Below are 24,486 nucleotides of genomic sequence, written 5' to 3' on the forward strand. Positions count from 1 at the left end.
AGTGCCCGTTCACCGATCTGCGGATCCGGAATTGGGGCTGAGGGGATTTTACTGCGGCCGCGGCCGTGGTCGCGGGCGGAGCGAGACGTTTTCCCGCGGGATCAAGCCCGTATCGGTGACCAGTCGCCGGCAACGGCACCATCAGTACACCCCCTCTACCGCGTTCTGTTCGGCGTCTTCTCCCGTTGCGGGCGTCCGTACCCAGTCCCAGGGGAATGGATCCGTTCCGCGGATTCGCGTGGCGACGTCACGCTCCTCGAATAGGGGGAGGAAAAATTCCTTGTTGAGCACCGTCAGTCGAACAGTCCCTCGCTCGCCGTAGTCAACGAGGCCGCCGTCATCGTCGACGATTTCGGGAACAAACTGCGGGTAACACGGGACGTAGTCCAGATGGTATCCGCGGTCCTCAGGGGCACTGATCGTGGGCGGTACCTCCGGTGCCACACCCATGAGAGTGTTACCGTACTCGCCGACGAGCGTCTGATCGGCGTACCACTTCTCCCGAAAGACGCGGTACGTGTCCCTATCGAGGGACGTTCCGCCGTGGATGATTCCGTCGATCCCCGAATTAGCTACCAGATCCCGGACCGCGGGTCGCTCGAGCAGGCGGGCCGTAGTAAACATAACGTCGATCGACTGGGAACCGAGGACGCGCTCGGCCTGTTCGAGCAGGTGATCGACGTACTCGTCGAACTCCTCGCGGGACGGACGCTCGGAGAGGCGTTTCGCCCAGCGTGGATCCATTGTGACGTGGAAGGGGAGACTACCCCATTCATGCGCGAGATGCTGGACGAAGGTCCCGGCATTGTTCGCACCGCCCGGCGGTGCGACCCCGAGGACGTTGCCCGTCGGGAACTCCCAGTGATCAAGGACCCGTGCCATCCAGCGCGCCTGCTGGCGCCAGTAATCCCGCATGAGAACCCGTTTCGGGGCGCCGGTCGTTCCGCCGGTCTCGTAAACGCGCCGCTCCCCATTGAGCGAGCGTGGTACGAACTGCTCGACGGGCAGCGTCCGGAGAACGTCCTCGTCGAACGGCTCGAAGATATCGGTGAGGTCGTCGAACCCGGTGACGCGGGCGCGAACGTCGATCCCTTGCGCCTCCTGCCAATCGAGCCAAAACGGCGTCCCGGTGTCGGGGTCAAAGTGTGTTTCGATCACCCGTCGCGTCCACTTATTGAGGGTCGTATCTACCGGTCCGTACGGGTTCATCCACGAGGTGGTTCCGGTCATAGTCATGATTCGAGGAGGGCGGTGAACTCTGTCGGCTCCGGTTCTGGGGAGAGAAGCGATCCGAGAACGAGACCGCTACATGCAAGCACGAGTGCTGGGAGGAACGGCATGAATATAAACGAGGGTGCAGAGCCGAATGTAGCCGCGAGGAAATACCCCTGGCCGAGCACGACTGACGCGATCGCGCCGGTTGCAGTCACTCTCGACCAGTACAGCGGGGCGATGTACGCCGGTAGGAGGAGAGCGTTCCCCTGAATGAAGTATATCGCGAGGTCGATGATCGTTCCTTGCTGGGGCAGGGCAAGTGCGAGCCCCCCAATTAGCAAGCCGACGGCCGTAAGACGGCCGACCCAGGTCTCACGACGATCGCTCGCGGCCGGGGCGAGATGGGCCCGGTACAGATCATGAGATACCAATGAAGAGAGCGTCAGTACGAGGCTATCGGCGGTACTCATCATTGCAGCTAGCGCCCCACCCATGATGATACCGAAGATCCACACCGGGGTGTACTCCGCGAGCAACGCCGGGAGGATCGTATCGGGAGAGTCCAGTCCAGGCATCGTCACGACACCCCACACCCCCAGCAGGACCGGGACTAGTGCGGCCACGATGACCATCACTGGCCACCAGATCAACAGCGATCGGAATGCCCGTTCGCCGTCGGCCGCCAGAAATCGCTGAAACATCTGTGGGTACGCGATGATCGCCATCGTATTCATCAGCAGAAACGAAACCCAGACGCCGGGCGTGAAGAATCCGAGATCGCCGCTGGGTTCGAGGTGGTTCGAGGTTTCGGCGAGCATCGCGGTCGTCCCCGCGGGCTCCAGCGTCGGAAACAAATAGAGGAAGGCGGCGACGAGCAGGACGACCATCGCAATACCTTGAAGGACGTCTGACCAGGCGACGCTTCTGAGCCCACCCAGACCCAAATAAATAGTCGTGACAAGCGTTAGGAGGATAGCTCCCTGGGTGAACGTGATTGCTCCCTCTGTGATTGTTTCGAACAGGAGCCCTCCTCCCATCGCCTGAATGGAGAGATACGGAATCGCCCAGACAAACTGCACTCCCAAGATCAGGAGCTTCACTGTCGTGCTGTCGTACGCGTCCCCGACATATTCGGTCGGGGTGAGATACCCTCGTTGGCGGCCGATGCGCCAGACTTTCAACCCGACGAGTGCAAGCGGAATCCCGGCAAGTGCCTCAACACCTAACAGAGCGAACCACGCCATCCCGTGCTGATAGCCCCAGCCGGCACTCCCGAGGAAAATGAAGGCGCTCATGAGTGTTGCGAACATCGTGAGAGGAAACACCACGACCCCCAACGTGTTGCCCGCGAGGAAGTACTCCGTGGGCGTCGATCCGGTGCGGACGTAGCCAGCCCAGCCGATCGTTAGCGTCACGAGGAGATAGACGGCGATGATGCCGATGACGACGGTATTCACCGTTTCTCATCCTCTACTGGTCGCCTGAGAGGCCATTCGTAGCGGACACCGGCTATCGCCGCAATGAAGGCTGCGGTAATCATGAATAGTAGTGTTGCAGCGGCCCAGAGCGGGAGCCCCCAAACGATTGGTTCGACCGGAAGCCACACGGCTAGACTCATCAAGACGAACAGGATTCCAAACAACCACCACAGTCCGGTCTCGGAATCAACCGATATCATTTCCGCAGTCATAATCGGATAGTATTATCTGGTTATAGCGGGTTTGATTAATCTATCGAATCGGCTGTCCAGCTCTGGTATCCCCATCGGTAGGGCTGATCGTCCTGATGATGTTTTTCCTCACACCGTAGGTGACGATGGAAAACCGTACAGTCGGTGACTTCGGAGCTGCTGCGTTCACGTCTCTGCTAGGCTAACTTTCCCCCTCGGAATCCGCGTTGCAACTGGTGAGATACCCAACCTACGTGCTTTATGGGTTGAGGGAAAGATTCCGTTTTATGGCGCAACTTACCGATACCAACCGGCATCGTAGCGGTCGCAGTCCCTAGGGCGTCGATTCGGCCCGCCTCATGCCCAATTCAAAAAATTGCGCTGAAGAATGTTCTTCTCGAGCTCACATCGAACCTCTGCGTTCGCGCCTACTCGAAAGCTGTCGAAGCTCTCAAATCGACGGTCGCCGAGTGGAAGAAGGGTAACAGCCGTCCGCTCCCCCGATTCTCGGATCCGTCCGCCGTCTACGACAAACGAACGCTAACCATCAAGGACCGTTCTGCGACCCTCTCGACGGTTAACGGACGGGTCGCCGTCGAATACGTCCTCGGTGACTACCAGCGGTCGTACCTCGATGACGACAACTACGAGAAGCGGATGGGGACGCTCCACTACCGCGAGGACGAAGGCGCGTTCTACCTTCATATCGTCCTCCTGAAAGAGGTCGAACAGCGGGAGGGCAACCGCGTGATGGGCGTCGATTTGAACTTGAAGAACGTCGCCGTAACCAGTACAGGCGCGTTCTTCGATGGTGGCGAACTGTTGTGGGGTCAGAACCACTACTTCCGAGTCCGCCGGAGCCTCCAAGCCAAAGGCACTCGGTCCGCAACGCAGGCGCTTGCGCGACTGTCGGGACGAGAAAACCGCTTCGTCTTGGACCGCCTGCATACCATTTCTCGGCGACTCGTAGAAGAAGCCGACGCCCACGACTGTTCGTATATCGCCGTCGAACGGCTAACCCACATCCGTGAGAACATGGATAACGGGAACGACCGCATCAAGCGTCAGATGCACAATTGGGCGTTCCGCGAGTTACAGGAAATGCTCGAATGGAAAGCCGCCGAGTACGGTATCTCGGTCGAACCCATCCCGCCCGCGTTTACGTCGCAGACGTGTTCGCGGTGCGGCCACCAATCGTCTACAAATCGCGGTTCGGATGGGTGGTTTTCGTGCAACGAGTGTGGGCAAGAGTACGACGGCGACTACAACGCGGCGAAGAATATCGGGATGAAGTTGCTAACTGTACCCGAGGGCAAACGCCCCTCGGGGTTGAGCCACGGTCAACTGGCTCTGAAGTCCGGGACGTTGAACCTGAGTGACGACAGTTCGTCCGCCGAATTTCGGCCAGAGGAGGAGTCCCACGGACAAGCCCTGTCCTCAAACGCGAGCGTCAGCGAGCGTTAGGGCGGGGCAGTTGACTGCCTTCTTCGTCCACTACTAGAATACACAACGGCCGAATCAAGCATTGGATGAGCGTACACCTGCCAGGGAAGTAAGAAACCGATAACTAGACGCTGCCTATAACAGATGTGGCTTATCTATTGTCGTGTACTAGGGTGAGGCATGCACGCGAAGGACAGCAAGACGATCAAGTCTCTTGAACGGTCGTTCTCCATACTAGAATATATTGTAACGAACGGTGCCAAGGGAGTAAACGAACTCGCAGAGGAACTCGATTATTCACCGAGTACAGTTCACGCCCATCTAACGACCCTCCACCAACTCGGGTATCTCATTATGGTTGACGGGAAATATGATCTCTCGAATCGATTTCTATATTTTGCGAGACATGGACAGAAGAGAGTAGAGGGCCTTGATCGTATCAAGACAAACGTTAGGCGATTAGCTGAGGAGACGAATGAGCGTGTCCAGTTCATGGTCGAGGAACAGGGGCGTGGAATCTACATCGATAAAGCGGAAGGCGTCCATGGAGCGCCGAACAATACGTCCCTTGGAAAACCTCGATACCTCCATATATGCGCTTCAGGGAAAGCGATATTAGCCCATCTTCCAGAAGAGCGTCGAACCGAGATTATTGATCACTGGGGCCTCCCACAGCAGACGGAGAATACCATTACAGACGAAAAAACACTCGCATCAGAATTGGAAACGATACGAGAAGATGGGATTGCAACGAATAACGGTGAAACCGTAGCCGGATTAATAGCTGTCGGTGCACCAATTCTATCGGTCGATGATCAAGTAATCGGGGCTATTAGTATCTCTGGGCCAGCTCATAGAATCGCGACTGATGGTGAGGTAAACGAGGAATATCGTGACAAATTACTGGGGGCGATCGAAGATATTGCACTCAATCTCAAATATACGTGATCTCTATTCGCTAGTGTAATTCGGTGATAGAGAACAGCAGTAATTGGTGGCAAATCGGCGGCTCTCTAGTTACCACGAGTGCAACGGCATATTTGCTGCAATAACTGTGCCGAAGGTGTATTCGGTATTAGTGAATGCGGTAGTGAATTTGCTGGCAGTATTCGCTATTGCTACACTTATTTCAATAGTTCATACAATACATACCATTATTACCCATAGATTCGTATATTCACTCGTCAAATGTCCAAGATTGCTGCGGAGACAATCCAAGAAGAAGCGAGCGTTCTCGCCTTCGATCTGTGGGATACGCTGCTCGATCGTGAATCGACACTAATCCCTGCATTAGATGGATTGCTGACTGATCATGACTGCGATTATGATCCAGAAATCTTACTGCGACGCTATCTGGCGATGCACTTCCGAGACTCGATGATTGACTCACTGATTCCCGGGCCTCATACTCCGTTCAAGGAGATTAGCCGTCGAGCGCTCAGTTACCGGTTAGAGCAACTCGGTCTCGATGTCCCTGACGAGGAAATCCGCCGAGTCATCCGACAGTGGAAGACCCTACAACCCTATCCGGACGTAGACTCAGCTCTGGACCGCTTAGGTGACGAGTACAAATTGGTCGGGCTTTCGAATGGTGATCCGGATATGCTCAATGCGGTACGTCCAAACTTCGAGACAGAGCTCGACGGCGTTGTATCGGTCGCTGATGCTGGCGCGTACAAACCACACCGAGCGTCGTATGATCTGTGCTGTGACGAATTCGATGTCGCACCTCACGAGGTAGTATTTGTAACTTCTCATACATTCGACCTCGTTGGTGCAAAAGCGGTCGGAATGCGCGGGGCATTCCTTAACAGGCATGAGAACCCGTATGGCGGCTGGATACACCGTCCGGATCTTATCGTTGCTGATACCGGAGAACTGGCTGATGTGCTAACTTCTTAGGAGGAGCCGGGACTGCTTCATCTTTACCGAAGTAACTGTCTGAAGGCACTGATCGAGGTTAGCACCGCTTCAACTCCAGACAATAGATGACTCTACCGAGTGCCGACACTGTGTTTAAAGCGCGTAGTCCGGCCTACACTGGAGTGAACCATTCTTTGTAGTCATCAGTCCGACCTGCAATGATGTCGAAGAACCGAGACTGGGTGTGATTAGTCAGACAACACCTTGTGCAACATCAACCCCTTCTCGACAAATGTGTTGCACAAGCCTCGGTTTCTGAAACACTCTCGGCATACGATATACCCGCCTGATCATCGGTTCCACAATCACGAATCGGGCTCAAAGCGATTCGGGGCTCTGTGGAGATCCTCTACAGATGAACTGGGAGGACCTCCCAGCGCTCCATACAGAGGATTCAGATATCACCTTATAAAACAAATACTATATTTAGAGAGATGATTCGCCTATCATAATCGTGTTCATATTAGTTCTGGATATTCAGTCATCATCTGCACTCGTCGACTCTGATCCACAAGCATCGGGTTCTGGTGGAACGTGGACCGACGGATTCTCATCAAAGAACCCTTCGGGAGCGATCTCGAAGCTGGCAATCTCAACCGGTAGGACAGGCCAATCTTCGGGCCGTGTGCGGTGATTGACCCCTAGTGTGTACCAGGCGACGAGATCCTCTTGTTCGATATTGCGATCCGCCTTCGTCCATTCTCGGAGACCGTGAGGATTGTCGTTTTGATTCGGGTAGTCCCCATCCGCGAACATCTCATCTTCATTGTAGGGAGTTACCCAGAAATTGTTCTCGAGAAAGCCAGCGCGTCTTTGGGCGGGTGATCCTGACTGCATTGGTGAGGCGACGTTGGTGGCCGGATGGAGTGTGTATCCGGTATTATAGCCATACGAGTTCGTCTCATTTGGATTGACGATCTTCCAATATCGATCCCGCAATGGATCGATATCCATCCGTGCTTCCTGCTCGGTTTCCAGCAACGTTTCGTCAGCATACCAGCCTTGGCCTCCCGTATTGTCCGATTCTTCGTGGGTCCAAGCAATATCGTCGACGGGCTCATTATGGATTTCGAACGCTGAATTCGTTTCACCGTCGACGTCGAAATCAAGCCGGAAATTGAAGTGATGTTGGTGGATCGAAGTCTTGACTTGCGGGGCAACCACCTCATAGAATCCATCTGTGTCATCCGCCGTCGTTCCTTGGGGCACGACTCCATTCGAGTCGATTCCAGTGAGGCGCATTTCGGCCTCTATACGTCCATCTTGATAGAAGTACCAGTAGAACGCATAGTCGTAGTTATAGACAGTAGCGATTTGTGAGACAACAAGTCGCCGCCGCCGGCGCACTTCTGTCTGGTCTTCTTGACGCCACTCCGTATGCTTCCACAGCAACCCATCATCTTCTTCGTGCATGCAGATCGCGTTGGGAATCTCTAAGACATTCCCGTCCCGATCATTCGTAACTGCATCGAAGTAATACATCTCACCTAGACAATCACAGCCTTCGGTGAGCGAGTTCACCATTCGGCCGACATTGAACTCACTGATGTCAAAGGCGTTTTTCCAGTTGTGATTGGGATCAACATCGCCATACGGAACCGCCATGGCCGATGTAGACGCACGATGGAGGATTTTTCGCGTATCCCCGTCGTCATCGAACCTGATGTTGTGCAGGACAAGCCCTTCACGATCAGTCCAGCCGACACGGAATTTCCATCCTTGCCACTCGACTTCTCGGCCGTCAACTTCCCAGCTTGTTCCCTCCGGTTGAATCACATCGAGGTGCTCCCGATCGTCTCGCGTGTCGATTAGGTCTGGTTTGTAGTTTGCGTCCTCGGGCGGCAGCGGGCTGTCCTCGTCGACCACACCATTGTCGACGACTTCGACGACTTCCATTTCATCAAGGTCAACGAAGGCGTGGACTCCTTCAATAGGTCGTGCGTACGCGTTATCCTCTTTACTTTCCGCGATCCAGGAGAGGCCACGTGCAAGGCGTCGGCCCTCGAGACCGTCAGGAACGAATTCACTGCTGTTGATCGGCCACGGATCAACGATTGCAAGATCGAAGTTTTCAACGCCACGTTTTTTCGCCGCCTCTTGCCACTCTTCGCTTTGTCTAACCGCCTCTTCAGCTTCGAAGATGTCTTCGCCAGGAATATGCGGCTGAGCATCTGGGAGACGTTCCCAAGACGTTACCTCACTGTCAGGGAGTGAAACGGTTGCTTCATACGTTGTCTTTTCCTGAAAATCCCGAAGTGCGACTAAAACGTCTCTATCAACTGAACCACCATCCCAGGCTTCAACTTCTTCTTTCGAAGGCTCGACCGGTTGATAGCTATAGAATCCGAAGGTACTACCGATCTTTTGGCTTTCTTGGAGAATTTCGGTCGTGGAGTTGATCTCTGCTTCGGTCAGTGGGTCAAGTGGATGCTCGACCGTGGGAGTTTCTACTTGTGCCATAAGACATCGTGTAACACGATGTCATGGAAGATTGTTAAATTTTTGCCGTGATAGGAGAGCAGAATGAGCGTCGGGTTCCCCGGTAAGCGAGTCCCCGTTGTTCTTCTTCGCCCGTGTTGCAAATGTGCTTGAGCGTTCAGTGCTTGATGGTTTAGCTCTGGTATGTCACTATTTATCGTCTTAGAAATGTTCTTATTAAAGATTTCAAGAGTCACCCAAACAATTATACATGTGGGTCTTCACCATGGATGGTAGTATCAAGCAATGTCAGAGCTTGAAGGAGTATCAGACAGAGCCAAGTATTATGAGACAGTTGGGCAGACATTAGCGGATCGAGCTGGGATCGATCCAGACCGATACGGAGCCACATATGAGGATATCGGTCGTCAGCTTATGACCATGAGCGGTGGGCCGCTGTCCGCCCCCGCTGAGCAGGCGTACAGCGAACTTGACGAAGGGATTGCCAAGCGGGAGATCCTCCCACGGATTAACACAGAACTGATCAAAGAGCACAAAGAACACCCAATTGGTCGACATAGTGATGATTTAGAGCGGGTTCTAAATTATTTCAGACGACAGCCTATGGAAGGCAAATATGTTATTCTCGAAACCGAGAAATTTGAAGAATTTTACATCGGCGAACTACCCGGGGTGCGGGGAGAACCGCCGGAAAAGTTAGATAATCCACTTGCCGGGATTGACGAGGCCAAGGATCTCCCCTATCCGTTGAAGTCGGTAGAACAGGCCGAACATGCCGTTTTCCTGAGGCGCATCAAAGACTTGCAGAATAAATTCGACGATTCATAACATAACACAGATAACACAATGGCCATCAATGAATTCCCAACAAAAGAACTGACTGGATATACTGACCAGTGGAGTTTTCAACCAGGTGATACCGTGCCGTTCATGGTTAACTGTGACGGTCCAGATGAGTACGAGGCCGAGATTGTTCAAGTTATTTGTGGGGACCTGAACCCGGATGGTCCCGGAGTGAAAGAAGAGGTAATTAACGCCTCAGTGAATGATACGTACGAGGGGCGACCACAGGAAATTCATGCCGGATCATATGCAAAGGTCTCAGACAGCCATCATCTCAGTGTTAGCGGTGGATTGACTGTACAGGCGATGGTTCAGCCTACCCTTCCAGATGCAGGGGAGCAGGCGTTGCTCACTAAGTTCGCAGACAACACAGGATATGGTCTCTATATTAGTCAAAGTGGTGACCTCTGTCTACGACTCGCCGGATCTAACGGTGAGATCGTTGAAGTGAACTCTGGACTCGTTTTTGAAGGCGGTAAACGGCAAGGAGCGACGTGGTACTTTGTTGGAGCTACTTTTGACCCCGATGATGGAACCGTCACCCTCTATCAGGAACCTCACCCAGAGAACCAGCGGAAGATCCTCCATCCTATTGATGAGTACGAAGCGATGGTTGAGGAGTCGGTCGACATCAACGGAATTGCGACGAATGATAGCCCTCTCGTCATTGGGGGAGAACCGATGGAAACGGGCAACGGTGTGGTTGCGAAAAGCTGTTACAATGGCAAACTAGAACGACCCCAGGTGTTTAGTGAGGCACTTGACCTAGCTGACATGCGCTCAGCTATTGCTGACGAACCGCCGACTGACGTGGCGAGTTCATTGGTGGGTGCTTGGGATTTTTCTGAAGGCATCACTTCAGACGGCATTCCGGAGTACACAACGGTCGTAGACATCTCGCCCCACGAAAATCACGGTAAATTGGTGAACACACCTGCTCGAGGGATGATTGGTTACAACTGGAGCGAAGATGAGTACAACTTCACAAACGCGCCGGAGGAGTATGGCGCGATCCACTTCCATCATGATGACCTAACGGATGCGGATTGGGAGGTGGATTTTGAGTATACACTTCCCGAAGGAATGGACAGCGCGGTGTACGCGGCCCGATTAACTACTGAGAACGACGAGACCTACATCCCCTTTTTCGTCCGTCCAGAGAAACCTGAGGATACAGCGGACATCGCTTTTCTTGCCCCCACTGCGAGCTACCTTGCTTACTCAAATGACCATCTGACGACGGACGGGGTAATCACCGAACCACTCTCAGGTCAGGTGTCGGTTATGCGGCAAGAGGACCTCTATCTAAGCGAGCACCGCGAGTACGGTCTTTCGTGCTATGACAGTCACGCAGACGGTAGCGGCGTTTTCTATTCATCACGGAAGCGTCCTATCCTGAATATGGTGCCAAAGTATAAGCACTGGCTGTCATCAGTGCCCAGCACACTATGGCAATTCAACGCAGACCTCCATATTGTTGATTGGTTGGAGGAGAAAGGATATGATTTCGATGTGATCACTGATGAGGATCTCTACGAGGAAGGTGCTGACTTGCTTGAACCGTACAACGTAGTTCTCACAGGGAGCCATCCAGAGTACTACTCCTCAGAGATGTGGGACGGTGTATTATCCTACCAGCAGCAGGGTGGTCGGTTTATGTATATGGGTGCCAACGGCTTCTACTGGTCTATCGCATTCCACCCTGAAGACTCCCAGACCATTGAGGTCCGGCGGGGAATCACTGGATCGGGCGCCTGGTTTAACAACCCGGGCGAGCTGCGACACAGTTTCACTGGAGAAATGGGTGGGATCTGGCGCGACCGCAATAAACCACCTCAGAAACTCGCTGGTGTCGGATGGATTGCCGAGGGGTTCGACAAATCCTCATATTACCGACGTAAACCAGACAGCTACGAATCCGAAACTGAGTTTATCTTTGAGGGGATTGAGAGCGAGGTCCTTGGCGACTTCGGCCTTATTGGTCACGGTGCCGCGGGCCTTGAACTCGATATCTACAACGAAGACTTAGGAACGCCCGAACACACATACCTCCTCGCCTCTTCGGAGGATCACACGCCGAACTACCTCCGCGTTGTTGAGGAAATATTCTTTGACCTTCCCTCTTATGAAGGAGGGCAGGATCCCGAAGCACGTGGCGACATCGTTTACTATAAATTACCCAACGATGGCGCGGTCTTCTCAACTAGTTCCATCGGTTTCCACGGAAGCCTCTCTCACGATAGCTACGAGAACAATATTTCGAAAATGATCGAAAACGTCTTGGATGCGTTCAAAGAGGACGGGACGCTCCCATAGCTTATAACCGGCATTGTCGCTCGAAACCACCGTACTAATCTCATGCTTCCTATTGTCTGGATGAGCAATATTGGACTTCTGAGTGAGTGGCTACGATGGCCATGGATAGTGGTGTACGCAGTCGTTACGGTCGTTCATCTATCGCACGCGATTGATACTGATTGCCGGCAGGTGTGGCATTCCAATCACGTTGTAATGGCTGTCGGGATGGGATACATGTTTCTCCCTACACGCCTGAAGGCGGTATCTGATGAGGTGTGGCAGATAACGTTCATTATAATCGCAGCAACCATCGTTGTGTGGGTACTGCATTTGTGGGCCACTCAGCGGACGATTGACTTCCTCTGGATGATCTCACTATTCGATGTAGTAGCAATGATCTATATGTTCGCGTTTCCAGAGGCAGCGATTGCGCCACTCACTTATCTCCTCGTCATTTATTTCATCTTAGAAACAATAGTATGGATGGGCGGAGTGTTTGATCATACTAGACAATGGGGTAGATTGCTACCGGTACTAATCCATTCTCGCTTGTACTCTCGACTCATCTTTCATGAGCCGCTGGTTGGTAGTAGTTCAGGCAGAGAGCGTATGACACTCAGTGCGATGGCAGCCGGGATGGCGTATATGTTCATTATCATGCAGAGTGGCATGTAATATGGTCTCAGATACTTAGATAGGAATCTGTCCATCACGATCTCTCCGGTAGTGTCGTCGGTACGGATGTCGCCAGAGAGGATCCCAATCTGCCGTTTATTATCATCGCTATCCTCATGCAACTCGAGGCCGAACTCAACCGCAAGGATAAGCGCGTCGAGGAACTGGAAGCACAGCTCACCGAGTACAAGCGCTTTGCCGGCTCGGAGTTCGCGGACGTTCGCGGGCGAATCACCGACGTCGAAGATCGGGCCGACGAACTCGAAACGACGCTCCAGGAGACGCCTACGGAGACCACCACCGTCGACGTCGAGGAGACCGACTCCCAGACCACGACCACGGAGACACCATTAGAACGCATCTGTACGCTCCCAGAGCACGTCGCCGACCGGGAGCTCACGACCAACCAGCAACGAGCACGCTTCATCGCACAGGACGTTCGCGATTACGCCGAGAAAGCGCCTGCGGGGCTCGTGCTCGATAGCCAGACGATCGCGAAGGTCATCACTGCCGCCGAAGGATCGAAGCCTCACACCAGACTGTGGCCCGCGTCATGGATTTCCTTGAGAAACTGGGGAAAAACGACGTCGAGCAGACGAAACGACGCGGGAAGAAGCTCGTAGTCGTTGACGAAGAGGCAGCCGACCGATAATGCATCCCGGTGTACAAGGCCTCTGTAGTATTGCATCGTCTGCTTCCGCTACGGCGGCCAGACCGTATTCCCTGCAACAAGAGTTATTACTCAATACACGAATCATGAGTTGTATGTCACAGGCTATCGGCTCCTCGGAACGAGCGGTCAATGGGCTCCTCTCAGTGGCTCATGTACTCGAAGAGCCACGCCTTGCCCGCCTCTATACGTATATCCTTCGCGAGGGCGAGGTGACGGTCGATACAATCACCGCTGACCTAGAGACACCACGCACGACAGCATACGCTGATACAGGCACTCTGGTTGAACTAGGACTGCTCACGCGTGATGAATCCAAGAAAACCCACACCTACACGGCAACGCCAATTAAACTGACTACGAATCTTGACGGGGATACGTATACGATCACTCCTACACTTATCGAAGCTGTTGGTCAGACATCGAACGACCAAGACCTCGCGTTTGTCGTTGAGAGATACGGCCTTGGCAAACTCGCTGCTGCGGTAACGTACGCCGTTCCATATGTAGACGGTGAAATGACCGAACGGGTTGCTGCTCGTGAGCTCGATCTCCAACCGGCGGTTGGAATCGCCGTCTTGCATGCACTCCAAGAGGTCATTCAGGAGATGCACACGCACGACCCATATTTCGACCAGATTCGAAATGCCCGGACTGAAGCAGTTAATCACGATTCCTAGATGAGCCTGCCTCTATGACTCCTCGTTCCGATAGTACCGCCTGGGTTGCTGATTCAGGGTTGTTCATCGCGTGTGGCCGCCAAGAGAATACCAAATACACTGCTCTCGAACGGTTTGCAACGCAAAATCACATTACGCTCATCATCCCACAACACGTCTATGAGGAGCTCACCGGTGCACCAGCACAAAGCACACCGGGACAGATCCCGATCGACAGTGCAATTACGAGTGGCTGGGTGACCGTTGCTGAGGAACTCGACTATACAAACAGCACGATAGCGACGGTGATGGATAGGACACGGAGCTATATCGCCAATTCGTCCAATCGGCCTGAAGACCAGATCGAGCGGGCAGATACCGCACTTGCAGGCATCGCAGTCCAACTCCTTCTCCAGGGATCGGCACCATCAGTATGTCTTGTAACGACGGACACCGATGCTGGTCAGGGGATCGTTACGGCCGTTGAAGCAGCAGGATTCACTGATCAGATCACGTTCAAAGACGGTTTTGAGCTGATTGAATCGATTACGTGAGCGTATCGGCATGGGGGCTAAGAGATATGTGGTACTGTAGCCGACTTCAAGGGAGAGACCTAGCGTTGTCCTTGCTTGCTGTGTGATCTGACGACGACTCAAGACGCTCTTAGAGCGTTCAACGCGAGAGAAGCCGGTAATTCGGCGTCTCACTCTCCTCTTCTAGCGGTCTATTACTAGCGAATCCGTTTCAGTTTCGTCGTGTTTCGTATGGAATTCCACGGGAAACGACTGGTTCACCCGTCACAACACTGTGACTGCTGAGCGAGAGTCTCGAGTCAGCACAAGGAAACAGAGTGTCTTGTCCTCTCCCGGACGAGGAGGGGTCTATCTCGATACCCTCGTCACCCAGTTGCACAAGTTGAGGCATCAGACGACGAGACGGACGCGGACTCAGTCGAGACGTATTGAGGGTGTCATAGAAAAGGTCACATACGAGCTGCTACACGTGCTCGCTGTTGGCTCCTTGGGCTACTATATCTTGGTGCAGATTTACATCACGACACTGCTCGACTGGAGAGTGTCGGGTATCACGTACGGGAAATTCCAGACGCAGCTGGAGACCACGCTGATCACACTCGTCCCACTCATGGTGCTCACGCCGCTCGGTATCACCACACTCATCCGTCAGTTCTTGGATTTTAGAGACATGAGAAAGAGAGCTATCGGGCGAATTCGACCAACTTCTCGTTGAGTTTCTCCCGTTCCTCATAGAAGAGTGCATGTTCGCTTTCCTCAAAGCGAACGAGCTCTGCATTCTCAATCCCCTCATGGAGTTTTTCTGCCGTCAACTCGAATGGGCAGGCCTGATCGTGGACACTATGACAGATGAGTGTCGGAACAGAGATGGCTTCTAAGTCAGAGCGAAGATCCATCTCACCGACCGCTTCGATCGAGTCAGCCATGGCTTGCGGCGACGATTCCATGCTCATGGTCTGAAGCCAACCTTTCAGTTCTGGACTCGGTTCGGAATGAAACATCGAACTGGCGAAGTCACTGCTTACCTTCGCCCGGTCCTCATAGCATCCTTTCGCAAGGTCCATAAACGCGTCTTCATCGACGCCTTCCGGGAAGTCGGATTTCTTGGCTAGAACGGGGCTCGCAGCACCAATCATCACTACTTTTCCCACATGGTCGCCGTTGTGCCGGCCCATATATCGTGTGACAACTCCCCCACCCATCGAAAAGCCCGCGAGTACTACATCCTCAAGATCGAGTTCATCGAGAACGTTCTTGAGATCGTCAGCGAACATGTCGAAGTCGTATTCACTCCACGGCTTGCTCGACTGTCCATACCCACGGAGATCGATGCCAATACACTGGATACCCTCTCTCGGCAATTGGATGTACTGGTATTCAAACATCCTGTGACTGAGCGGCCAGCCGTGGACGAACACGATAGGAGTACCCGATCCCCATTTCTGAACGAACAGTTCTACACCGTCTTCCACTTCTATTCGGGTCATATTGACCAAAGGCCGGTACAACAAACAGATGTATAGTCATTTTGGCTATAAATGTGGCTATTTGAACTATTCGTATGAAAGTAGTTTGCAAAATGTGATTTTCACCTCTATCTATGTAAGAACGTCATGATTAGAGGTACGAGAGCGTACTCGGACACAGCTCCACCAGCGCTAGCCGTTCGCCTATCGAGAGCCCCGCCTGTACCACCCCCTATCTCGAGTGTAGATACGCCACTGAGCCACGCGTTCGGATCGCTCGCCAGCCACGGGACGGGCCCGATCGTCTCACCATCATCCTGTTTCCAATGAGCGACACTACAACGACCAAGAGCACCGCCACTGACCAGCCTACGACGACCGACGAGCCAACGCTTAAGTCGGTCTGGGAACAGCTCGAAACACTCACCGACCGTGTCGAGGAGCTTGAAGCCGAAATCGAGTGCAAGGACGATCGAATCGACGAGCTTGAAGCACAGCTCACCGAGTACAAGCGCTTTGCCGGTTCGGAGTTCGCGGACGTTCGCGGGCGGATCACCGACGTCGAAGACCAGACCGACGAGCTCGAAACCACGCTTCAGGAGACGCCCACGGAGACCACCACCGTTGCCGCCGAGGAGACTGGCTCCCAGACCACGACTACGGAGACACCGTTAGAACGCATCTGTACGCTTCCCGAGCACGTCACTGATCGCGAACTCACGACCAACCAGCAACGCGCTCGCTTTATCGCACAGGACGTACAGAATTACGCCGAGAAGGCACCTGCTGGGCTCGTGCTCGATAGTCAGACGATCGCGAAGGTCATCACTGCCGCCGAAGGGTCGAAGCCTCACACCCAAACTGTGGCCCGTGTCATGAACTTCCTCGAGAAGCTGGGGAAAGACGACGTTGAGCAAACCAAGCGTCGCGGGAAGAAACTCGTCGTCATCGAGAAGGAGGCGGCCGACCGCTATCACGATCGTTGTGACCGGGATATTGAGCAACCCCCCGCAGAAGACGTGATATCCTAACAACGAGATAACAACAAGACGCATAGCTGACGACAACTACTCCGGGGAAGCCGTCTCGTCCTAGTTACAACTCCGAGCAGCCTCTTCCCAGTATAGTAGTAGAGAAGGTGGTAAAAACGGTTTCGTCGGTTCTACTTTCGTGAGCATATCATACCACGGTGTGATTAGTCAGACACCATCTATCCTCCAATGAGTAATGAGTAAAGAGTTCGTAGCAACTACCGAGGTACCTTTTTGCCAGAATAGATCAACAGATATGATGGCAGATGACATTCGAGACAATTGACGCGAGAAATATACCGCCAAGCGAACTCATCGGCTCGGCGATCCAACGTCGGGAGGACCCCCACCTCCTGACGGGGGAGTCAGAGTACACCGACGATATCCAGTATGATGGAGAGGTTCACCTCGGACTTCTGGGAAGTCGGTACGGTCATGCTCGCATTGAAAGCATTACTACAACCGACGCAGCGATGATGGATGGCGTGCTCGGTGTGTATACCTGGAAGGACATACAGAAATCTGACGCACCAGGCTATATGCGAGTTGATAACCCTACAGAAGGATCGGCTGAGTCGGATACTGACACCGGGGCGGTCGCACCAGAGCACCCACTATTAGCCGACACTAAAGTCACCTATCAGGGACAGCCCGTCGCCGCCGTCGTCGCAGAAGATCGATATACGGTCCGCGATGCACTCGAGAGTATCGCCGTCGACTACGAGCGGTTGGACGCTATCATCGATCCCCGGGATGCGCTATCCGAAGATGTCCCCCAGATACACGAGACGAACGGTGAAAACCTCGCCTTCGAGTGGGAGACAGGTGATGAGGACGCCGCGGAAGCCACACTCGCTACAGCCGACAACGTCGTAACCGTGGATTTCGAGATCAACCGCGTGATTCCAACGGCGATGGAGCCCCGAACCGCCGTCGCACAATATCATTCTTCGGATGACGAACTCGCTGTCGAGCTGTCGACACAGAACCCACACCAAGTTCGAGCGGACCTATCGGCAACACTCGGTACCCCCGAGAAGCAAATCAGGGTTCGGCCACCCGACGTTGGCGGTGGGTTTGGCGCGAAGCTGTTTCCCTATACCGGCCACCTCCTCGCGGGTTGGTGTGCGAGGCGACTCGAACGCCCGGTGAAGTGGGTCGCGCCCCGTACCGAGGACTTTCAGTCGATGATTCACTCACGTCACCACATCGTTCACGCACAGGCTGCCGTCGACGACGACGGAACGATCCGTGGATTTCAGGCGGATACGACAGTTCCAGTGGGTGGATTTCTCGTTCCGAACGGGTCAGGTGTTCCGACGAATCTAGGAGTGATGGCGAACGGTCAGTACGACATCCCTGCGGCATACGTCCAAACGAGAGGAGCATTTACAAATACCGCTCCGCTTTCGGCGTATCGGGGAGCCGGCCGTCCAGAGGCAACGTACTTCATCGAACGGCTTGTGGAGACGGTTGCCCGAAAAATCGACGTGGACCCTGCCGACCTCCGTCGAAAGAATTTCATCCCTCCGGAGGCCTTTCCCTTCGAGACAGGACTCGGACGGACGTACGATTCGGGGGAGTACGACGAAACGCTGACCACGGCACTTGGAACGGTCGACTACGAGACGTTTCGCGAGCGCCAGCAACGAGACCGTGAGGAGGGTCGATACCGGGGCATTGGTCTATCGTGTTACGTCGAGGCGTGTGGCGCCGCGCCCGGATTGCACGAGTCGGGTGCCGTTCACGTCGAGCCGTCGGGACGTGTCGTCGTCAAAACGGGGACCGCTGAAATCGGGACCGGTCATCGAACCGGATACACACAGATCGTTGCCGACGAATTGGGAGTTCTCTTCAATGACGTCGAGATTATCGAAGGAGACACCGCAGAAATCGCAGAGGGGAACGGAACCGCTGGTAGCAGGGCTATGCCCGTCGGTGGTAGTGCTCTCAAGCAGAGCGCCGAGGAAATCGTCGAGAAGGGACGTGAGATCGTAGCGAATCAACTGGAGGCATCAAAAGCAGACATCGAGTTTGCGGATGGCGAGTTCTTCATTAGTGGCATTCCAACTCGGACACTGACCATCCAAGAAGTCGCGGAGATCGCTCATGACGAGTCCGGCACTCTCCCGGACGGAATGGACCCTGGACTCGCCGCAACGACCGATTTCGACCCACCGAACTACACGTTTCCGTTCGGGACCCACGTCGCAGTCGTGGAAGTCGATCCGGACTCGGGGGAGATCGATCTCGAACGATACGTGGCAGTCGACGACGTCGGCACGCAGATCAATCCGAAGATTATCGAAGGACAAATCCATGGTGGGGTGGCTCAGGGGATCGGGCAGGCACTCTACGAGGAAGCCATCTACGACGACAACGGCAATCTTCTGACTGGCTCAATGCAAGACTACGCGATACCCAAGGCCGAACACCTTCCAGATATCGAGTGGTACTCAACAGTAACACCCAGTCCGTACAATCCACTTGGAGTGAAAGGGGTCGGGGAGGCCGGTGCCATCGCGGCACCACCGGCAATCGTTAATGCCGTTATCGACGCGATTGAGCCGTTCGACGTCGATACGATCGATATGCCGCTCACACCCGAAACGATCTGGACGGCGATCCAGAGAGAGTGCGAGTAGGATCCACCACTGTTTCCCTACTGACCTACCCGCTCGGTGAGTGCGTCAGTCGTAGCCTCAGGGTGATCGGAACACGCGTCGAGATCATCGCCCAACCGTGGTTCCCCGTCCCTTCGATCAGGAGTAGTCCGGACTGTACTTCAATTGCGGTTTCGCCGTCCCGAACGAGGGGGTCTGCAATGTCCGCGTGGAGGTACGCCGTCCACTCACGAGCGGTTCCATCAATTGAGAAGGCCCGTAATCACCTCCGCCGCACCGTTCGTGACGAGGACTCGCTTTTCGTCTTCTACACCCGCTTGCTTCGCGTCGTTCTCGTGGAGTCGAAGCCGATGGTCGATTCGATCCTTTACGGCGAACCCGCCGGCGCGGTTACCGACTATAAGAACGAGTTCGTCCGACGCGGTGTTAGGTAAGCTTGTATCCCAAGCAGCCTCTTTCCGATGTAGTAGTGTCGGTAGTAGAAACGATTCGTCGGTTCTCCCTTTGGAAGGATCTCACACCACGGTGTGATCAGTTGGGTCTTCCCTTGTGAGATAATATCATCCCAATCCTCAATTTCTCAGCTTCTATTCAGTTACTCTTCGTTTATTTGGATATCTTTCGTGGAGAGAGAATTGGTTTTTGACATTCTGACAGCTGTACAGAGTGTTTATCAGGCCTCGGAAGCTATCCGTTATCATGGGTATAGTTAGCACAATGAAGGGGCTCGTAACTCACCATCCCCAGCGACGGCCGAGGCATGGTACATACCACTGCCAAGCCTGCGCGCGATTTTTCAAAGCGCAGCAGAAGCTCTGTCCATTATGCGCAGGGAGGTTTACACGCGCGGAGACGAATCAGTGTCGTTACTGTGGTGTAACAGGAGTAGATCAGCGGACACAACCATGTCCCTCCTGTCGGTCGACGGATACGGACTTAGTCGAGAGATGAGTGACGATTGCACTCAAACTGTATTAGAAGCGGATGTACGAAGGAAGCTTAGTTAGCTAGTCCACATCGGATGGGAGTTCCGACGCAAAAACAGGACATTTCGACCGCAATGAAGGTGCAAAGTACCAGAGTAGGTCGGAATAATTCACCGACTCCGATTCGTTTCAGTGTTACTTTCCATACTTCTGATATCTACTTATTGGGTGAACACCAAGAAACGTCTTTTGGCAACTAATATAGGATCTTGCGCGGCGGTATTCAGGTCAATCATACATATCTAAATCCTACATAAGATCTTTGTGAAGAGACAACATACCAAATTCTGTTGTGAGATCAATTAATCGGATTACGGATAAAATTGAGGTAATCAGATGAATGACGAACCGACATCGGAAAGACGAACTGTTCTAAAAGGTCTTGGTGCTGTAGGTTTCGGCACGTTCACTGCAGGTACTGCAGGAGCGCGAACCGCTACAGATGATACCAATCATTTCGAAGTTATTGAAACGACCGTTGCCGAGTTTCACTCAGCGGTCGAATCTGGATCAATTAACGCCGAGGGGATTACTAAACGGTATCTAGCGCGAATCAAAGCGTATGATGATGAACTCAATTCGTTAATTACGATAAATACCAACGCCGTCAACCGCGCGCAACACTTAGATAGAGAATACGAAGATTCTGGGACAGTTGGCCCTCTGCATGGCGTTCCTGTCGTTCTCAAAGATAACCACGATACACGTGACATGCCGACGACGGCGGGGTCAGTTGCCTTGGCCGACTCCCTTCCTCCAGAAGACGCGTTTGTGGTTCAACAACTGCGCGAAGCAGGCGCAATCATCCTCGCCAAAGCGAACCTCCAAGAATTCGCCTACGGCGTCGATACAGTCAGTTCGCTCGGTGGAGAGACGAGTAATGCATACGACCTCAACCGACGGCCGTCGGGATCAAGTGGCGGTACTGCAGCTGCTATCGCCGCAAATCTCGGATTACTCGGAACAGGGTCGGACACCTGTTCGTCGAATCGATCTCCTCCAGCATTCAACAATTTGGTCGGGATTCGGCCCACGATCGGACTACTGAGTCGGTCAGGAATTATCCCATTAAGTGAGACCCAGGATACAGTCGGACCGATGACGCGGACGGTTGCTGACGCGGCAGCGATGTTAGAGGTGCTCGCCGGCTATGATCCTGAAGATCCAGTGACGGCAAGAGGAGCTACTGCAATCCCAGATGAGGGATACACGGACTGCCTAAACGATGACGGTCTCCAAGGGGCACGAATTGGTGTCATCAGAGACTACTTCGATTTACAGGATGGCGAACTCGAGCTTGAGGAAGAAAACGAGGCTGTAGTATCGGTGCTAGAGAAGGCAATCGGCGATATAGAAGCCGAGGGTGCAACTATCGTGGACTCGGTCGATGTGATCGATCAGGAGTTCTTAAGTGGGGCTCGAGTCACTGACCTCGAATTCAAACGCGATCTCAACGCGTATTTAGAGAGCCTCGGAAACGACGCTCCCGTCGATTCAATGGAAGAGATACTTGAATCGGGACAGATACACCCGGAGGTAGCCGCGCGGATAGAAGAAGCAGGGATTCCCGATGTAGATGTCGAATCACTAGGAGAGAACCCCGACTACCTTGAGCGTCTAGTGAGGCGGACCGAAATCAGAGATATTGTACTTCAGACAATGGTTGAGCAGGATCTCGATGCGCTTCTCTATCCTCCATCGACGGTACCGCCAGTTTCAATTGAGGAAAACCAACCATTTAGCGAGATGAACTGTGAGCTGAGTGCGCATTCTGGCCTTCCTGCAATTGTTGTCCCCGCTGGATTCACTGGCGATGGACTTCCAGTAGGGGTAGAGTTGCTGGGACGCGAGTTCGCGGAACCAAGGTTGATTGAACTAGCGTACGCGTATGAACAGGCGGTCCAACATCGCTGTCCTCCCAACAAGTTCGGGCCACTTTAGACAGTGCTTGGCAGGGCTCATGCCGGGGGACACTATTGTTTTCGACCGGCCCGGAGGGCGGTCTGAGTCATATGGCAATGGCGGGAATTTCTTTCTTGATCGCTTTCGCGAGCGATGAACCACCCGCGTTCTTGATTCGTAGTAAGCTCACGATCGATGATTTCTTTCGGTAAGGCCCGGATCCGCTCAAAACTAACCAAAAACAAGAACTATAAGAAGTAAAGAAGGATTCAACAAAACACAGAGATATCAGCGCAGGCTGATGCGATATTAGCTATTGACAGCGTCAATGATTGTCGAATTGACGTAATTCCAGTCGGCTACGTCAGTATGACCATTTCGTGCGATGACCAGATCCTCCGACGGGATGACGTGGATTCTCTGATCCGATACACCCGATGCCCAGTAAGCATCTGCAGGCACATCCTCCTGGCTCTCTTGATTCGTATTCAACCACCAAAGGCCCCCATAGCCATCCTCGGCAGCTGATGGTTGTATGACTTCGTCGGTCCACCATGGTGGCAGCACCTGTTCGCCGGCGAACTGACCATCCTGAAGATGAAGGAGCCCAAATCTAGCGAAGTCTCGCGTAGTTGCCCAATCATGTCCCTGCATCAGGAAGTTTCCGTACGGATCCGGATCAACCACCAGGCTCCGTGCACCAATCTTGTCGAACAGTTTGTTTCGAGGGTAGCAGAGATGTTCTTTCGACCCCTGCTCTAGACCGATGGCTCCACGAACCACATCGTTCGCAGATAGGATTGGGTTAGAGTTCCGGTACTGAAATACCGTCCCTGGTGCATGTCTTAAGTGGTTATCTCTTGACCATTCGGCAGCATCGACCGCTCCGTAATAGACATAGATATGATCATCAGCAGGGCCCCAGGCGGGAGTTTCATCTTCTTCCTCCGCTGACCGGTTGAATTCCAATCCGCTAGTCATATCGAGTAGGTCTCTGACCCGGATGTCGCTTCGTGGATCAGGATATTCATCGTTGTAATAGTTGTTACCAACATGTGGGGGACCCCACGGGTCCTCCGATGTCGGGGGGTCTTTCGTCAGCCCTCGTGGACCTGGAGAGCGATCATCAGTATGCCATAGATCTACTGGTGCTGGATCATCCACGTTAATGTGGCCATCTTTAACCGCTGTTCCGACTACAGTAGACGCGATACTCTTCCCCATTGACCAACCAATGTGTCTGGTGTCTTGATCGAATCCCTCAGCATATCGCTCTCCAACAATTTTGCCGTCATAGATGACTACGACACCTCTGGTGAGTTGGGGATCCTCATAGCTCTCATTATCGAACAGTGCATCAAACGCATGCTCTAGGGTTCCGTAATCTACGTCCGGATGATCTTCTTCAATTGCATCTATGTCTCCCATCGGCCACTCCATCTCATCGGCTGGAGGCAGGTCTGTAGAAACGTCAACTGGATCGAAGAATACATCATCCTCCCCCCGCGGCAAAATGCTCACACCAAGACCTCCTCCGTGATGCACGGCTGTCCGTGGTGTCACACCATCGGCTGAGAGTGTAACCCGTTCAGCGTCGTAATCTATGTCGATATCAATATCTTCCCATCGATGGAGATGATTTAGGTGCCAATTGGCATTGAACTCGAACCCTGTCAAATCATTTCTGATATATTCATCGGGATCCCGACCGACAACGAATACTCCGTTAGCTAATTGCTTCGCATGCCACTGGAGACCATATTCGTATCGTCGCCGTTGCCATTCGCTTTCGAACTCCGGACCGGGTATTAGCATACCATCATCGATGGGCCAGTCATCGTAGTACGACTGTGCTGAGCCAGTACCCGGTTCTGAGCCGGTTGATCCACCGACTGTCGACGGTGCAAGAGCCATCAATCCAGTAGCACTTCCAAGCTTGAGCGCCATTCGACGACTGATATTCAATCCACGTTGCACCCCTTTATGCCTGTCATTACCTGGCATATCACTCTAATATTGTCAACTGTATGTAAAAGCGTTTATAATGTTAGTTTATATAAATTTATCATTATAAGATAGTAGGTGGAGCTGATGGTGCAACCATGGATAA

The 24,486-nt window shown here is 53.4% G+C and carries 18 protein-coding genes; 13 read left to right on the forward strand and 5 right to left on the reverse strand.

Annotated elements, in window-relative coordinates; genetic code table 11:
• Positions 1-141: 141 nt before the first annotated feature.
• Both HACJB3_RS17645 and HACJB3_RS17650 read right to left on the reverse strand, forming a co-directional pair.
• The gene (locus HACJB3_RS17645) at positions 142-1,230 is read right to left on the reverse strand and encodes a hypothetical protein (protein WP_013199668.1); all 1,089 of its coding nucleotides are present in this window, start codon (positions 1,228-1,230) and stop codon (positions 142-144) included.
• Between the two features lie 2 nt (positions 1,231-1,232).
• Complete coding sequence (locus tag HACJB3_RS17650) at positions 1,233-2,672, reverse strand: sodium:solute symporter family protein (RefSeq protein WP_008413757.1); 1,440 nt, start codon at positions 2,670-2,672, stop codon at positions 1,233-1,235.
• A 593-nt stretch (positions 2,673-3,265) separates the two neighbouring features.
• Here HACJB3_RS17650 and HACJB3_RS17660 point away from each other — a divergent pair.
• From HACJB3_RS17660 to HACJB3_RS17665, 3 genes are all read left to right on the forward strand, one after another.
• Entirely contained in the window at positions 3,266-4,348 is a 1,083-nt protein-coding gene (locus HACJB3_RS17660; protein WP_238532961.1) for an RNA-guided endonuclease InsQ/TnpB family protein, read from the forward strand.
• A gap of 159 nt (positions 4,349-4,507) precedes the next feature.
• Positions 4,508-5,275: an IclR family transcriptional regulator gene (locus tag HACJB3_RS19335; RefSeq protein WP_008413754.1), complete on the forward strand. Its 768-nt coding sequence runs from the start codon at positions 4,508-4,510 to the stop codon at positions 5,273-5,275.
• A 240-nt stretch (positions 5,276-5,515) separates the two neighbouring features.
• Complete coding sequence (locus tag HACJB3_RS17665; RefSeq protein WP_008413753.1) at positions 5,516-6,229, forward strand: haloacid dehalogenase type II; 714 nt, start codon at positions 5,516-5,518, stop codon at positions 6,227-6,229.
• 498 nt (positions 6,230-6,727) lie between these two features.
• On the opposite strand, the gene HACJB3_RS17670 is transcribed toward HACJB3_RS17665, so the two are convergent.
• Positions 6,728-8,710: a primary-amine oxidase gene (locus HACJB3_RS17670; RefSeq protein WP_008413752.1), complete on the reverse strand. Its 1,983-nt coding sequence runs from the start codon at positions 8,708-8,710 to the stop codon at positions 6,728-6,730.
• A gap of 264 nt (positions 8,711-8,974) precedes the next feature.
• On the opposite strand from HACJB3_RS17670, the gene HACJB3_RS17675 reads away from it, so the two are divergent.
• The 6 genes from HACJB3_RS17675 to HACJB3_RS17700 all read left to right on the forward strand — a co-directional run bounded on the left by HACJB3_RS17675 (position 8,975) and on the right by HACJB3_RS17700 (position 14,388).
• Positions 8,975-9,517 carry an inner-membrane translocator gene (locus tag HACJB3_RS17675; protein WP_238532928.1) on the forward strand — a complete coding sequence of 181 codons (543 nt, stop codon included), beginning with the start codon at positions 8,975-8,977 and terminating at the stop codon, positions 9,515-9,517.
• Between the two features lie 18 nt (positions 9,518-9,535).
• Positions 9,536-11,848, forward strand: a complete 2,313-nt coding sequence (locus HACJB3_RS17680; protein WP_238532929.1) for a N,N-dimethylformamidase beta subunit family domain-containing protein — start codon at positions 9,536-9,538, stop codon at positions 11,846-11,848.
• 60 nt (positions 11,849-11,908) lie between these two features.
• A complete protein-coding gene (locus HACJB3_RS21290) occupies positions 11,909-12,505 on the forward strand; it encodes a DUF5134 domain-containing protein (protein WP_368087137.1) in 597 nt (198 codons plus the stop codon).
• 116 nt (positions 12,506-12,621) lie between these two features.
• Entirely contained in the window at positions 12,622-13,128 is a 507-nt protein-coding gene (locus HACJB3_RS19860; protein ID WP_008413746.1) for a hypothetical protein, read from the forward strand.
• A 142-nt stretch (positions 13,129-13,270) separates the two neighbouring features.
• Positions 13,271-13,855 (forward strand): DUF7437 domain-containing protein, encoded by a 585-nt coding sequence (locus HACJB3_RS17695; RefSeq protein ID WP_013199671.1) that lies wholly within the window; start codon positions 13,271-13,273, stop codon positions 13,853-13,855.
• 14 nt (positions 13,856-13,869) lie between these two features.
• Positions 13,870-14,388, forward strand: a complete 519-nt coding sequence (locus HACJB3_RS17700) for a hypothetical protein (RefSeq protein WP_008413742.1) — start codon at positions 13,870-13,872, stop codon at positions 14,386-14,388.
• Positions 14,389-15,050: 662 nt separating this feature from the next.
• Here HACJB3_RS17700 and HACJB3_RS17710 read toward each other — a convergent pair.
• A complete protein-coding gene (locus HACJB3_RS17710) occupies positions 15,051-15,854 on the reverse strand; it encodes an alpha/beta fold hydrolase (RefSeq protein ID WP_008413740.1) in 804 nt (267 codons plus the stop codon).
• 305 nt (positions 15,855-16,159) lie between these two features.
• On the opposite strand from HACJB3_RS17710, the gene HACJB3_RS19345 reads away from it, so the two are divergent.
• From HACJB3_RS19345 to HACJB3_RS17730, 4 genes are all read left to right on the forward strand, one after another.
• On the forward strand, positions 16,160-16,864 hold the full coding sequence (locus HACJB3_RS19345) for a hypothetical protein (RefSeq protein ID WP_013199673.1): 705 nt from the start codon (positions 16,160-16,162) through the stop codon (positions 16,862-16,864).
• Between the two features lie 266 nt (positions 16,865-17,130).
• Positions 17,131-19,509, forward strand: a complete 2,379-nt coding sequence (locus HACJB3_RS17720) for a xanthine dehydrogenase family protein molybdopterin-binding subunit (RefSeq protein ID WP_008413738.1) — start codon at positions 17,131-17,133, stop codon at positions 19,507-19,509.
• Positions 19,510-19,688: 179 nt separating this feature from the next.
• Positions 19,689-19,922 carry a hypothetical protein gene (locus HACJB3_RS17725; RefSeq protein ID WP_008413737.1) on the forward strand — a complete coding sequence of 78 codons (234 nt, stop codon included), beginning with the start codon at positions 19,689-19,691 and terminating at the stop codon, positions 19,920-19,922.
• 888 nt (positions 19,923-20,810) lie between these two features.
• Positions 20,811-22,415, forward strand: a complete 1,605-nt coding sequence (locus HACJB3_RS17730) for an amidase (RefSeq protein WP_238532930.1) — start codon at positions 20,811-20,813, stop codon at positions 22,413-22,415.
• A gap of 270 nt (positions 22,416-22,685) precedes the next feature.
• Here the strand turns inward: HACJB3_RS17730 and HACJB3_RS19350 are convergent, their stop codons facing one another.
• Complete coding sequence (locus HACJB3_RS19350; protein ID WP_148258284.1) at positions 22,686-24,380, reverse strand: serine hydrolase domain-containing protein; 1,695 nt, start codon at positions 24,378-24,380, stop codon at positions 22,686-22,688.
• Between the last annotated feature and the right edge of the window lie 106 nt (positions 24,381-24,486).

Origin of the sequence: Halalkalicoccus jeotgali B3 (genome assembly GCF_000196895.1) — an archaeon.
In the GTDB taxonomy this organism is placed as follows: Archaea; Halobacteriota; Halobacteria; order Halobacteriales; family Halalkalicoccaceae; genus Halalkalicoccus; species Halalkalicoccus jeotgali.

Coding starts and splice junctions, on each gene's coding strand:
- HACJB3_RS19335 (WP_008413754.1), top strand. CDS start 4,508: ATGCACGCGAAGGACAGCAAGACGATCAAGTCTCTTGAACGGTCGTTC.
- HACJB3_RS19350 (WP_148258284.1), bottom strand. CDS start 24,380: ATGCCAGGTAATGACAGGCATAAAGGGGTGCAACGTGGATTGAATATC.
- HACJB3_RS17700 (WP_008413742.1), top strand. CDS start 13,870: ATGACTCCTCGTTCCGATAGTACCGCCTGGGTTGCTGATTCAGGGTTG.
- HACJB3_RS17670 (WP_008413752.1), bottom strand. CDS start 8,710: ATGGCACAAGTAGAAACTCCCACGGTCGAGCATCCACTTGACCCACTG.
- HACJB3_RS17645 (WP_013199668.1), bottom strand. CDS start 1,230: ATGACCGGAACCACCTCGTGGATGAACCCGTACGGACCGGTAGATACG.
- HACJB3_RS17710 (WP_008413740.1), bottom strand. CDS start 15,854: ATGACCCGAATAGAAGTGGAAGACGGTGTAGAACTGTTCGTTCAGAAA.
- HACJB3_RS17680 (WP_238532929.1), top strand. CDS start 9,536: ATGGCCATCAATGAATTCCCAACAAAAGAACTGACTGGATATACTGAC.
- HACJB3_RS19860 (WP_008413746.1), top strand. CDS start 12,622: ATGCAACTCGAGGCCGAACTCAACCGCAAGGATAAGCGCGTCGAGGAA.
- HACJB3_RS17695 (WP_013199671.1), top strand. CDS start 13,271: ATGTCACAGGCTATCGGCTCCTCGGAACGAGCGGTCAATGGGCTCCTC.
- HACJB3_RS19345 (WP_013199673.1), top strand. CDS start 16,160: ATGAGCGACACTACAACGACCAAGAGCACCGCCACTGACCAGCCTACG.
- HACJB3_RS17720 (WP_008413738.1), top strand. CDS start 17,131: ATGACATTCGAGACAATTGACGCGAGAAATATACCGCCAAGCGAACTC.
- HACJB3_RS17665 (WP_008413753.1), top strand. CDS start 5,516: ATGTCCAAGATTGCTGCGGAGACAATCCAAGAAGAAGCGAGCGTTCTC.
- HACJB3_RS21290 (WP_368087137.1), top strand. CDS start 11,909: ATGAGCAATATTGGACTTCTGAGTGAGTGGCTACGATGGCCATGGATA.
- HACJB3_RS17730 (WP_238532930.1), top strand. CDS start 20,811: ATGAATGACGAACCGACATCGGAAAGACGAACTGTTCTAAAAGGTCTT.
- HACJB3_RS17725 (WP_008413737.1), top strand. CDS start 19,689: ATGTCCGCGTGGAGGTACGCCGTCCACTCACGAGCGGTTCCATCAATT.
- HACJB3_RS17675 (WP_238532928.1), top strand. CDS start 8,975: ATGTCAGAGCTTGAAGGAGTATCAGACAGAGCCAAGTATTATGAGACA.